Origin of the sequence: Cloacibacterium sp., assembly GCF_047601505.1 — a bacterium.
Classification (GTDB): Bacteria; Bacteroidota; Bacteroidia; order Flavobacteriales; family Weeksellaceae; genus Cloacibacterium.
Map to the genome: position 1 here is coordinate 460,800 of NZ_JASGJD010000001.1, position 12,584 is coordinate 473,383.

General features: G+C 33.5%; 11 protein-coding genes. 4 read left to right on the forward strand and 7 right to left on the reverse strand.

The window, feature by feature from the left end:
- Positions 1–68: 68 nt before the first annotated feature.
- The 7 genes from QM746_RS02085 to QM746_RS02115 form a co-directional block, all read right to left on the reverse strand.
- Positions 69–593: a hypothetical protein gene (locus QM746_RS02085; protein ID WP_414982695.1), complete on the reverse strand. Its 525-nt coding sequence runs from the start codon at positions 591–593 to the stop codon at positions 69–71.
- Between the two features lie 5 nt (positions 594–598).
- Positions 599–1,123 (reverse strand): hypothetical protein, encoded by a 525-nt coding sequence (locus QM746_RS02090; RefSeq protein WP_414982696.1) that lies wholly within the window; start codon positions 1,121–1,123, stop codon positions 599–601.
- Between the two features lie 18 nt (positions 1,124–1,141).
- Entirely contained in the window at positions 1,142–1,693 is a 552-nt protein-coding gene (locus QM746_RS02095) for an RNA polymerase sigma factor (protein WP_374364061.1), read from the reverse strand.
- A gap of 125 nt (positions 1,694–1,818) precedes the next feature.
- A complete protein-coding gene (locus tag QM746_RS02100) occupies positions 1,819–2,454 on the reverse strand; it encodes a 50S ribosomal protein L25/general stress protein Ctc (RefSeq protein ID WP_374364062.1) in 636 nt (211 codons plus the stop codon).
- 55 nt (positions 2,455–2,509) lie between these two features.
- Positions 2,510–3,448 carry a ribose-phosphate pyrophosphokinase gene (locus QM746_RS02105; RefSeq protein ID WP_414982697.1) on the reverse strand — a complete coding sequence of 313 codons (939 nt, stop codon included), beginning with the start codon at positions 3,446–3,448 and terminating at the stop codon, positions 2,510–2,512.
- 87 nt (positions 3,449–3,535) lie between these two features.
- On the reverse strand, positions 3,536–5,101 hold the full coding sequence (locus tag QM746_RS02110) for an SGNH/GDSL hydrolase family protein (protein WP_414982698.1): 1,566 nt from the start codon (positions 5,099–5,101) through the stop codon (positions 3,536–3,538).
- A gap of 12 nt (positions 5,102–5,113) precedes the next feature.
- Positions 5,114–6,346 carry an OmpP1/FadL family transporter gene (locus tag QM746_RS02115; protein WP_414982699.1) on the reverse strand — a complete coding sequence of 411 codons (1,233 nt, stop codon included), beginning with the start codon at positions 6,344–6,346 and terminating at the stop codon, positions 5,114–5,116.
- Between the two features lie 410 nt (positions 6,347–6,756).
- On the opposite strand from QM746_RS02115, the gene QM746_RS02120 reads away from it, so the two are divergent.
- The 4 genes from QM746_RS02120 (at position 6,757) to QM746_RS02135 (ending at position 12,510) form a co-directional block, all read left to right on the forward strand.
- Positions 6,757–8,058, forward strand: a complete 1,302-nt coding sequence (locus QM746_RS02120) for a PSP1 domain-containing protein (RefSeq protein ID WP_414982700.1) — start codon at positions 6,757–6,759, stop codon at positions 8,056–8,058.
- Complete coding sequence (locus QM746_RS02125) at positions 8,058–8,525, forward strand: gliding motility lipoprotein GldH (RefSeq protein WP_414982701.1); 468 nt, start codon at positions 8,058–8,060, stop codon at positions 8,523–8,525. The genes QM746_RS02120 and QM746_RS02125 overlap by 1 nt, the downstream gene beginning before the upstream one ends.
- A 6-nt stretch (positions 8,526–8,531) precedes the next feature.
- The gene (locus QM746_RS02130) at positions 8,532–10,901 is read left to right on the forward strand and encodes a penicillin-binding protein 1A (protein ID WP_414982702.1); all 2,370 of its coding nucleotides are present in this window, start codon (positions 8,532–8,534) and stop codon (positions 10,899–10,901) included.
- 64 nt (positions 10,902–10,965) lie between these two features.
- Positions 10,966–12,510, forward strand: a complete 1,545-nt coding sequence (locus tag QM746_RS02135; RefSeq protein WP_414982703.1) for a protein adenylyltransferase SelO — start codon at positions 10,966–10,968, stop codon at positions 12,508–12,510.
- Positions 12,511–12,584: the final 74 nt, after the last annotated feature.

Below are 12,584 nucleotides of genomic sequence, written 5' to 3' on the forward strand. Positions count from 1 at the left end.
TGATTTTAACGGAATTTATAGAAAATAAAAAAACTTCGGAGGATTTCCGAAGTTTCTATTCTTATTTATCATTCTCTTTTTTCTGCTTGTCCGTTTCCTTGTCCGTTTCCCATTTTTTCTCTCCTTTCCATCAGTTTTTCTCTCATCTGTCCTTCGTGGTTGAAGAGTTTCAGGACTTGTTGCGGAGTAAGAATTTTCAAAAATTTTTCGGTGTAAAGTTTTCTATTGTTTAGAAGCTGAAGTCCTAAATCAAAACTTTGGTCTAGCATTTTTTTTGCTTCAGCGTCAGAAAGTTCTTGTTCTGTTGCTTTTGCTGGTTTGAATTTATCTTTAATCGCTTTCTGACTTTGAGCATATTCGCTTAATAATTTCTTGAAAGTTTCTTGTTTTTCTTCAGGAATTTGAAGTTTTCTAATTGCCATAATTGCGGCTGCATCTTCCATTAATTTTCGCCTTTGCTCTGGAGACAAGCTTCTTATATATTCTCTTCTTTGTTCTTGCGACATGGTTTTAAGGTCTGGTCTTGGAGATTCTTGTGCACTGATAGATACTATCGAAAAATAGAACAAGAATAGGTATATCAACTTTTTCATTATTTTTAATTATAGAGTTCTAAATAAATGTCTTTGTCTGTATTTTTAGTAAGTTCTTTTAGCTCGTCGTCTGATAATGAATTGATGAGTTGGTCATAATTCATATCACTGCTTTTAGGTTCTACTTTTTTTGTGGAAATTGCGTTAGAAGCACTTGTTTGCTTTACAGATTCTGTATTATTTTGAATTTCTTTGGCAATTTTATGCACTTCTGTTATTGTAACAATATCTTGATTTTCTAAAACACTTGTAGTAGTTTGTTGCTTTTTGATATTTTCGGCGCTGTCTTTTGTTTCAACTGTGGTAATTTCTGCTTGGTCTGTTTTCCAAAGAAAAGTAAAACCAAATACCAAAGCCAAAGCAGCTGCCATAGAAGTAACCGCAGAAAAATTTAGTTTAAAAATTTTAGTTTTTTTTACTTCTTTTTTAGTGGTTTGCTTCAAAACATTTTCTTGCATTTCCTCGAAAAAATTTTCAGGAACTTTATATGGATTTTTTCTTTCTAATTTATCTAAATCAAATTCTTTCATTGCTTTAAATTTGTTTATTTATAATTCGTGGTTTTCTTTTATATAATTTTCAATCTTTTCTTTGGCGTAATGGTAATTGGTTTTGCAAGTACTTACGCTCATATCCAAAATTTTACTTATTTCTTCGAAAGGCAATTCGTCATAATATCTTATATTAAAGACCAATTTTTGCTTCTCTGGCAATGTTTGTATGGCTTTTTGTAATAAAATTTGAATTTCCTCTGCATCATGTTCCACATTATCTGCCACTAATTTTTGCAACTGCTGTTCTGCATCTTCGTCTGCTTTTTGCATTTTTTTCATTTTCGCAAGCTGTTGCAAAGCTTCATTTGTAGCAATTCTGTAAAGCCAAGTATATAATTTGCTATCATTTTTAAATTGTGCAAAATTTTGATAAGCCTTAATAAAAGTATCTTGCAATACATCTTGAGCCACATCGTGTTGCACAATAAGCCTTCGGATATGCCAATAAAGTCTGCTTTGGTAAATATCCATCATGGCACGCAAACCTTTTTCGGAAGTTTGCGATTGAGACATCAGCACAATTATTTCGTTATCTGTGAGCTTCATTTATCGGCATTCGTTAGTTTGATAATTATTTTACTGAAAAGTTAAATTTAAAATTAAAAAAAATTACAATAACAAAAAAACCACCGAAAATTCGGTGGTTTCTATTTTAGAAAAATTTCTACAAATTATTCTGCTGATGTTGCTTCTGCTTCTGGAGCTTCTCCTTCTGCTTCTTCATCGTCGTCATCTTCTACAACAGCACCTGCATTTTTCATTGCATTTCTAGACATCTTAACAGCTGCTACAACTGCATTGTCTGGATGTAAGAATGTATATGCTTCGTTTTTAATGCTACCAACATAAAGTTTGTTACCAATTCTTAATGGTGTAACATCTACAACGATTTCGTCTGGTAAGTTAGCAGGAAGAGCTTTAATTTTCAATTTTCTGAAAGATTGTCTTAAAACACCACCAGCAACAACACCTTTAGCACGACCAGTAATTCTTACAGGAACTTCCATAACAACAGGCTTATCAGCGCTTAATTGATAGAAGTCAACATGTAAAATTTTGTCTGTAATTGGGTGAAATTGGATGTCTTGTAATACAGCATCAATTTTTTTACCCTCTAGCTCAATTACTACCGTGTGTGCATCAGGAGTGTAAACCAAATTTTTGAAAGATTTCTCTGGTGTAGAGAAATTGATTGGTTGCTCACCTCCATAAACAACACAAGGAACTAATTCAGCATCACGTAGAGCTTGAGTAGACTTTTTGCCCACGCTTTCTCTTTTCTGTCCTTGAATTGTAATAGATTTCATTTTATAAATATTTAAAGTATCTTAAATTTTCAGGGTGCAAATATACAACTTTTTTTTAAATGATAAATTTGTTACTGATTGATTTGTGCTCATGTACCATTTTCATAACATCTGCAAAAAGAGACGCACAACTTAGAACTTTAATTTTTGAAGATAGTTCTGTTTTAACGGGGATGGTATCTGTAACAATAACTTCGCTTATCAAAGATTTTTCTATATTTTCGTAAGCTTTGCCAGATAATACTGCGTGAGTTGCCATTGCTCTTACAGATTTTGCTCCGCTTTTCATTAAGATTTCTGCGGCTTTGCAAAGGGTTCCTGCGGTGTCTATCATGTCATCTATTAAGATTACATTTCTGTCTTTTACATCACCAATCAAGAACATTTCTTCTACAACATTTGCTTTTTTTCTTTCTTTGTAAGCAATTACTACTTCTGCTCCCAGATAACCTGCATAATTTTTTGCTCTTTTAGCTCCTCCCATATCCGGCGAAGCAATAGTAAGGTTATCTAAATTTAAAGATTTAATGTAATCTACAAAAATACTCGATGCATAAAGATGATCTACAGGGATTTCAAAGAAACCTTGAATTTGGTCTGCATGCAAATCCATTGTCATTACTCTAGTTGCACCAGCTGCCGTTAAAAGGTTTGCTACTAATTTAGCACCAATAGGAGCTCTAGGCTTGTCTTTTCTATCTTGTCTTGCAAGCCCGTAATACGGCACCACTACCGTTATGTTTTTTGCAGAAGCTCTTTTAGCAGCGTCTGTCATTAACAAAAGCTCTAATAAATTATCTGCTGGCGGAAAGGTAGAGCCTATTAAAAAAACTCTTCCTCCTCTTACCGATTGGTCTAAAACCGGTTCGAATTCTCCATCACTGAATTGTTGAAAATTAATTTTCCCTAATTCTTGACCATAATGCGCTGCTATTTTTTCTGCCAAAGTAGCGCTGGTTCTGGTACTGAATAAATAGGTAGCTTGATCTGCCATTTTTACTTTTTTTTACTTCTGCAAATTTAAAAAAATAAAACCACCTGAAAAATATCAAGTGGTTTTTATGTTCATTTTAAAAAATTATTATGGAAATTTCACTCCAGAATAGCTATTAGGATTTACATTAGGCAATGTAGAACCGTACTTGCCATTAATTGCTTTTATAAATTCATTCGCAATAATAGCATAACCTCTTCCTGTAAGGTGAACTCCGTCTAAAGAAAACGCTCCACCTGTTACAAATTTAGCAGTGTATTTCACCCCATCAAATTGAATTCCAGAATTTTGAGATAATTCTTTCATTTTTGTATTAGCATCTACAAATGCTAATCCTTTAGAATCTGCTATAGATTTTATTGTTGCATTATAAGAATCTATTGCAGAATTTATTTCCGTAGCTTCAGACTGAAGCAGTATATATCTGTCTGCAAAAGGGTAACTAATGCCATTTGCCGCAAGGGTTGAAGGCACTCCTGCAGGTAAAGTAACCGAAACACCTATTGCACTCTGTGTGGAGAGCAATACATAGTCTGTAGATTTTGCCTGTCTTGCCTTGCCGTAAGTCGCACCCAAATACGCAGCCAGCGGAGCCAAAGAAGGTATGGTACCAGCCACAGCTTTAATCTGAGCAGATAGATCTGGCAATGTTTCATCTGTTATCAACAGAGGGTTTCCTGAGTTTTTAGATAGCGGTTTAATTCTATCTCCAGCGCCAAGTGCAGTAAGTATTTGGTTTAATGGACTATAAAGTCCTGCATTAAGGTCGTCAATTGTTTTTTCTCCTAAAGCAACATTTCCTTTTCCTAAAACCGAGCTTGTAAGTGGGTTATAAGGAACTGTGGTAAAGAAAGGGATACTGGTAACATAAGGTAAGTTTGCTACTACTCCTTTTGCTCCTTTAGAAACCATTGTATTGACGATAGTAGAATAATATGCCGAAAAATTTGTTGCGGGTGTTATTTGATCTAATGTTGCATCTCCTCCACTTGTAGCATAGCCTAGAGTGTCGTTATTACCAATCCATAACGAGAAAAATGTAGGATTTTGAGCCAACGCATCTCCAACTACTGTAGCGGTAGGCGAACTTGCAAATCTTACAAAGTAAGGATTAGCTGTTTTTGTGGCTAAATTTGCAATATTCCCGTAACCATTATACAATAAATGAAAAGATTTTGCACCAGGCACACCAAGATTTTGATAAGGACCGCCAGAAGTAATATTACCAAGAGGTGTAGCTGGGATGCTTTGTACTGGTTTCAGTTCTTTCCCTATTACGTTACCATTGGCATCTTTTACATCTACCAATTTCAGTTCATATTTACCTCCAAAATCACCAGTTGTTGCATTGAATAAATTTGAAAACCCACCTAAATTATCCGACATTAAAGGCTGGTTAAAAACAGAAGCTCCACCTGCTAGTTTCATCTGTGCAGCAATCATAGAAGGATAAGATTCGTTTTGTCCATCTAAATATAGCGCACCATCTCTATAACCAGAGGTAAGAGAGTTTCCTAAAGATACATATCTCGTGAAATCTGCTGTTCCGCTTGTAACTTTTACATCTTTTACATCAGTATCGAAATCTGTATTACAACTTACTGTAAAAAGAAGCCCGGTTAATGCTAAAGAAGATATTAATATTTTTTTCATAGTTTTTTTAAATTAAAATGCATTATAAGATAAGCCTAGACCAAAGTATAAAGACTTAGCTTTTGCTTGTCCATAAAAATTATAATATGCGTTTCTCACGTCTCTTGATTCTGGAAAAGAAAGAGCAGCAGCTAAATCAACTCCAAATTTTCCAAATTTGTAACCAATCCCTCCTGTAAATACGCTCGCATTGAAAGAAGGAGTTTCTGGGATGAAATTTTCATCTTTATAAGGAGATTCGTCATAATAATATCCTAATCTACCCGCAAATTTCTCAGTAAACATATATTGTGTTCCGAATCTGAAAGTTTTAGAATTTTTGAAATTTTTAGGAGTTGTTTGTACAGTAAGATCTGTTTGGTTACCAACTGGCGCATTAGCGAAATCTAAAGTCAGTTTATTATATCTTTCCCATCCATGATAATTGAAATCTGCTGAAACCAACCATTTTGGAGTAACCTTATAAGTAAAGCCTAAAGTGTATTCTTCAACTAAAGGTAAATTTGCAGTAAACGCATCTTGACCTTGTGCATTAAGTCCTAAATTTGGATATAAAGCAGACGAAATATTAAACGTAGCTGTTCCATTTTTTGCTTTCATAATTACAGGAGAACGATAAGCGATACTTACATCCAATTTATCTGATGGTCTAAAATAAAATCCTAAACCAAAACCAGTTCCTGAAGCTTTTTCATCATTAATATTTAAGGTTCCGCCTAATTGATTAACTGCCTTGTCCCAATCTACACTTCCTTTAGCGTATATAAAACTACCTCCTATAGAAGCCCAATCGTTAAATTTGAATGATACCATTGGTTGAAAATAGAAACTCTTAAGTTCCATTTTTTGTACCATTTCATTTCCTGCCCAATTATCGTCCCATTTTACTGTACTTCCAAAAGGAGTAGTAACACTAACACCTACAGAAATAGTATTGTTAACTTTATAAGCAATAGCAGCATACAAAGGTGTTCCCAAAGGATTATCAGTTTTATAAGACTGTAGAGTAGATAAATTTTGGTATTCTACTTCAGACTTAGCACCAAATGCTCCTACTGCCACACTCAGTTTATTGGGTATAAACGATATCCCTGCAGGGTTGAAAAAAGCAACACTTGCGTCTTCCGCATGGGCACTTGTGTGCGCCATCGCAAGTTGCTTCACTCCTTGCAAAGAAACTCTAAAACCTCCAGCATAAGTCATAACGCCGGCTAATAGAGCTGTAGTTATTAAAATTCTTTTCATGTTGATAAATTATTAATGCGCCAAATATAAAATTATTTTATATATAAATGTTAATATTAAATTAAAAATATTAAACATTTTAACACATACACTTCATGTTTATATAAATATTTCGTAAATAAAAACACCTAAAACATTGATTTTCAAATTATTAAATTAATAAAATACTAGATAATTTAAACAAGCGTTTAATGTAAATTTTATTAAACAATCGTTATGTAATACATTTTAAAGAGCATAAATATATTATGATATTCATAATAAAATAATGTTTTATTTATCAAATAATATAAATTATAGCAAATAAATTAAAAATAATAAAATTTAAATTTCTCCAAAATTCTAAAAGAATATAATTATCTTTCCAAATTAAAAAATATGCTAAATTTGCAAGAATTAAAAAATAAAATATGAGTTGTGGATGTAATTCATCCGGAGATTCTACACATTCTTGTGCTACAAAAAGCACCACAGGCTGTTCTAACGTAGACTCTTGTGGGAATAGTTATAAATTAAGTGTTTTTGATTGGCTTTCTACTATCAAAGCTCCTCAGCAGAATAAATGCAGCTTTGTGGAAGTAAGATTCAAAAATGATAGAAAAAGTTATTATAACAATGCTAATAATCTTCCTTTGCACATAGGAAGCGTAGTAACAGTAGAATCTAACCCGGGACACGATATAGGCGTGGTAAGCCTAACAGGAGAATTGGTAAAAATTCAAATGAAGAAAAAAAACTTCAACGAAGAGCTTTCTCCAAAAATTTATAGAGTTTCTACACAAAAAGATGTAGAAATATGGCAAGATGTAAGAAAAAAAGAAGAATCTGTAAAAATTACAGCAAGAAAAATTGCTAAAAGTCTTGGTCTTGAAATGAAAATTACAGATGTAGAATATCAAGGAGACGGCGCCAAAGCTACTTTCTACTACACAGCAGAAGGAAGAGTAGATTTTCGTCAATTAATTAAAGAATATGCTTCCAATTTTAAAACAAAGATTGACATGAAGCAAATTGGCTACAGACAAGAATCTGCTAAAGTTGGCGGAATTGGTTCTTGTGGTAGAGAATTGTGCTGTTCTACTTGGCTCACAGATTTCCGTTCTGTAAATACTAATGCGGCAAGATATCAGCAGTTAAGCATTAATCCTCTAAAACTTGCAGGACAGTGTGGCAAATTGAAATGTTGTCTTAATTTCGAATTAGATAGTTATGTAGATGCATTGAACGATTTCCCTTCGTCTAGTACCGTTTTAGATACCGAAAAAGGAAAAGCTTTTTGCATCAAAATTGATGTATTTAAAAGAAAAATGTGGTTTGCGTATGTAGAAAACTCTATGGCTTGGTATGACATTGACGTAGCTGATGTTAAAAAAATGATTTCTACCAACAGAAAAGGCAATAAAGCTGCACCTCTAGAAGATTTAAAAAGCTATTCTGCGGATGATAAAGTAGAAACAGTAGATTTAATTCAAGAGAATAATTTAGACCGTTTCGAGAAAAAAAATAAAAGTAGAAACAGAAATAGAGGAAACAACAACCAGCAACAACCTAACAACAGACCTCAAAATAACAATTCTGAAAAAAGAGTTGAAAACAAGGTTGATAACAGAGTTGAAAGAACCAATAAAGAAGAAAAAAACAATTCTGAACAAAAACATCAGAAAAAATTCTTCAAAAACAAAAAGAAATTTCCTCCAAAAAAGAAAGAATAATGAATAAATATTTTTCAGTATTTTTCGTTTTAATGGCATTGGTTGGTTGCACCAAAGAAGGAGAATCTATTCAAATGAATGAGATTAATAACCTTTGGAACAAAAGTCAAGAGCAAAAGTTCGTTTTGAATATTAAAGATATTCAGAATCCTAAAAACATCATTTTTGTAGTTAGAAATAACAACAATTATCCTTATAGTAACTTATTTTTAATTACTTATTTAAAAAACGAAACGGATAAGAATGCGAAAATAGATACTCTTAATTATATCTTGGCAAAACCTACCGGAGAATGGATTGGTACAGGATTTGGTGAAACCAAGGAAATTATGTTTCAATATCGTAACAACTACAAATTTCCTAAAAAAGGAAAATATATTATTGGCATAAAACAAGGCATGAGAACCAATAATTTAGTTGGGATTGAAGATATTGGAGTAAAAATTGAAAATTCAAAACAACCATAATAATATATGGAAAAAACAATAAAACAAGGAAGTACACATACGTTTCCGCTTCCTCCTAAAAAAAATAACAATATGCAAGGTTTCAAAAAGTGGATAAAATACATTTGGATGAGCCTAGCAGCTGTAGTTCTAGGAGTTGCATTTTTATTTTTTGCAGTTTCTCAAGGATTTTTAGGCGATATGCCAGATGTACAAGAACTAGAAAATCCAGATATTTATGTTGCCTCTCAGATTATCTCTTCAGATGGTGTAGAATTAGGTAAATTCGAGAAAGAAAAAACAATTCCTATCACTTACAAAGATTTACCTCCTCATCTTGTTTATGCATTAATGGCAAAAGAAGACGAAAGATTTAGAGAACATTCTGGTATTGATTTACAAGCTTTTTTAAGAGCTGTAGCATTTCGTGGAAAAAGAGGTGGTGGTTCTACCATTTCTCAGCAATTGGCAAAATTATTATTTACAAAAGAACCCGCTACAAACCCTGTAATGAGAGCCATTCAAAAATTAAAAGAATGGTCTGTTGCAATAAGCCTTGAGAAAAGATATACCAAAGAAGAAATTATTACTTTGTATTTCAATAAGATGGATTTCAATTACAATGCAAAAGGAATTGAATTGGCATCCCGAATTTATTTTAACAAAAACACAAAAGATTTAACACTATCTGAAGCAGCAACTTTTGTAGCAATGTTAGAAGCTCCCATCAGAAACAATCCTATTAGAAATCCAGACAGAGCTAAACAAAGAAGAAACGTGGTTCTAGAGCAAATGCTTAAAACCAATTATATAGACCAAGCAACCTTTGATAGAGCTTCTTCCGAAGGAATTGTTACAGATTATCATCCAATAAAAGAAGTAAACGAAGGATATTCAGCATATTATAAATTTTTCTTAAGAAAAGAAATTCAAAAATATCTTGAAGAATACGAAAAAGAAACAGGTAAAGATGTAAACCTTTTCCGAGATGGTTTAAAAATTTATGTTACCCTAGATTCTAAAATGCAAAAATATGCCGAAGAAGCCATTAAAGAACATTTAACAAACCTTCAAAAAGGCTTTGACGCAGAACAAAGAAGAAATCCTACCAGACCGTTCTATTTCCTTAAGAAAAATGAGATAGACAAAATTATGCTTCAAGCAATGAAACGTACAGGACGATATAAGCAATTAGTTGCCGAAGGCGTTTCTGAAGATTCTATAATGATAGATTTCAAAAAGCCAACCAAAACATCAATATTTACTTGGGAAGGCGAAAAAGAAACAGAAATGTCTCCTTACGATTCTATCAGATATCATAAACAAATTGCACAAGCTGGCTTAATGTCTATGAATCCTGGCACCGGAGAAATTAAAGCTTGGGTGGGAGGTATCAACTGGCAACACTTCCAGTACGACCACGTAAAACAAGGAAAAAGACAAGTAGGTTCTACTTTCAAACCATTTGTTTACGCTACCGCAATTATGAATCTTAGCATGACGCCTTGTTCTACTGTTTCTAACGCAACATTCAGCGAAAGAGGTTACACCGTTCCAGGTAGAGGAGGAAATCCAACTCTTAAACAAGCTCTGGCACAATCTCTTAACCCTGTTGCAGTAAGATTAATGGATATGGCGGGTTCTGATAATGTAATTAAATTAGCCAGAGATCTCGGCGTAACAGAAGATATTCCTCGTGGGCAATTAGCAGTTGCCTTAGGTTCATCAGACATTACCATCTACGAAATGCTTGGTGCTTACAGTACTTTCGGAAATTATGGAAATTACGTAAAACCAGAAATGATTTGGCGTATCGAAGATGCAAATAGTAGAGTGATAAAAGAAGTGAAAAACGAAACCAGAGAAGTAATGAACGAAAAATATGCCTATACCATGGTAGATCTTATGATGGGCGTTACTAAATTTGGTACAGCTTCTGGACAATTGAGAAGTCTTGGCATCCCTGCTGAAGTTGAAATTGCAGGTAAAACGGGTACTACTCAAAATAATTCAGATGGTTGGTTTATGGGAATTACTCCAAACTTAGCAACGGGCGTTTGGGTCGGTTGGGAAGATAGAGCAACCCACTTCTACAGTACTGGTGAAGGACAAGGAGCGAGAATGGCGTTACCAATTTGGGGAATCTTCATGAAGAAAGTTTGGGCAGATAGATCTCTCGGAATTTTGCCTCAAGATAAATTTATAAAACCTTCTGACTGGAGTGGCGGTTGCGACGATTTAAGAGGGCTTGGCTCTGGTTATGGTGACGAAGGTGGTTTACAAACTTTAGAACAAATTAAAAACCCTAAACCTAAAGAAGAGAAACCAAAAACTCAACAAAAAGAAGAAAACATCAATGATAAACTCAACAAAGATGAAATAAACTTCAATCAATAAAATAAATAAACCGTTTCAATATTTTTGAAGCGGTTTTTTGTTTTAAATCATTTAGTTTTGCAAAATGAATTTAGATAAAATTACTCAACGATATTTTAATTTGTTTCCTGGAGATTTTTCTGGAAATCCTATGCAAAGACAAACTCCTAATTTCCTTTTTGCACAAACAGAAATCTATGGTTACAAAAAAGCACAATTGCTCCATTTCAACCAAAATTTATCAGAAGAAATTGGTTTAGGAAAAATCGAAAATCAAGAAGATACTGATTTTGTAAATGCTACAAATCTTCCTGAAAACATCAAAACCTACTCTACTGCTTACGCCGGTCATCAATTTGGACAATGGGCTTGTCAATTAGGAGATGGAAGAGCAATTTACGCTGGAGAAATTAAAAATTCTGAAGGAAAATTTACTGAAATTCAATGGAAAGGAGCCGGTGCAACGCCCTACTCTCGTCATGCAGACGGAAGAGCAGTTCTTCGTTCTTCAATTAGAGAATATCTGATGAGCGAAGCCCTATTTCATTTGGGCGTTCCTTCTACCAGAGCACTTTCTTTATCGCTTTCTGGCGAAAAAGTAGCAAGAGACATGATGTACAACGGAAATGTAGATTTCGAACAAGGCGCAGTAGTAATCAGAACTTCTGAAACCTTTCTTAGATTCGGGCATTTTGAACTGTTGGCTGCGAGAAACGAAATTGACACTTTACAAAAATTAACCGATTTTACCATTGAGAATTATTATCCTGAAATTGATAAAAATTCAGAAAATAAATACATAGAATTCTACAAAAAAGTAAGCGAAAAAACTGCCGAAATGATTGTAGAATGGCTAAGAGTAGGTTTTACACACGGTGTAATGAATACCGACAACATGAGCATTATCGGCAATACGATAGATTATGGTCCGTTTTCAATGTTAGATGAATACGATTTGAATTTCACTTCCAACACCACAGATTTGCCCAACAAAAGATACGCTTTCGGGAAACAAGCACACATTGCACATTGGAATATGATTCAGCTAGCGAATGCACTTTTTCCTTTAATTAAAGACGAAGCTGCACTAGAAAATGTCTTGGTAGATTATAGCGAAATGTTCTGGAAAAAGCACGATGAAATGATGGCGAAAAAATTCGGTTTTGAAAAATTAGAAAGATATGATGCCGATTTTTTTACTTCATGGCAAAAATTAATGGAAGAAATTTCTACAGACTACACGCTGTTTTTCAATCAGTTAGAAACACTAAAAGAAGACACAAACATTCCTGAACATTTCAAAAAATGTTTTTATCAAAATATCAATTCAAATCAAGAAACTTTATTGATAGAATTTGTTGAAAATTATAAACAAAGACTTTCTTACAATCAAATTTCCAAAGATGAAAGCAGAAAAATAATGCAAAAAGCAAATCCTAAATTTGTACTAAGAAACTACCTTTTGTTTGAATGCATCGCCGAAATGGAAGAAGGAAAAACAGACCTTTTTGACAAACTTTGGTTGGCTTTACAAAATCCTTACGAAGAAATTTATCCGGAATTTTCGGTAAAAAGGCCAGAGAAATATGAAGGCGTTGTAGGTTGTAGCTCGCTTTCTTGTTCTTCTTAGTTTTTTCCGGGAACGCAGATTTTATAGATAATTGATTTTGACAAAATAGAGGAGGCAAAATGTAAAAAATCTGC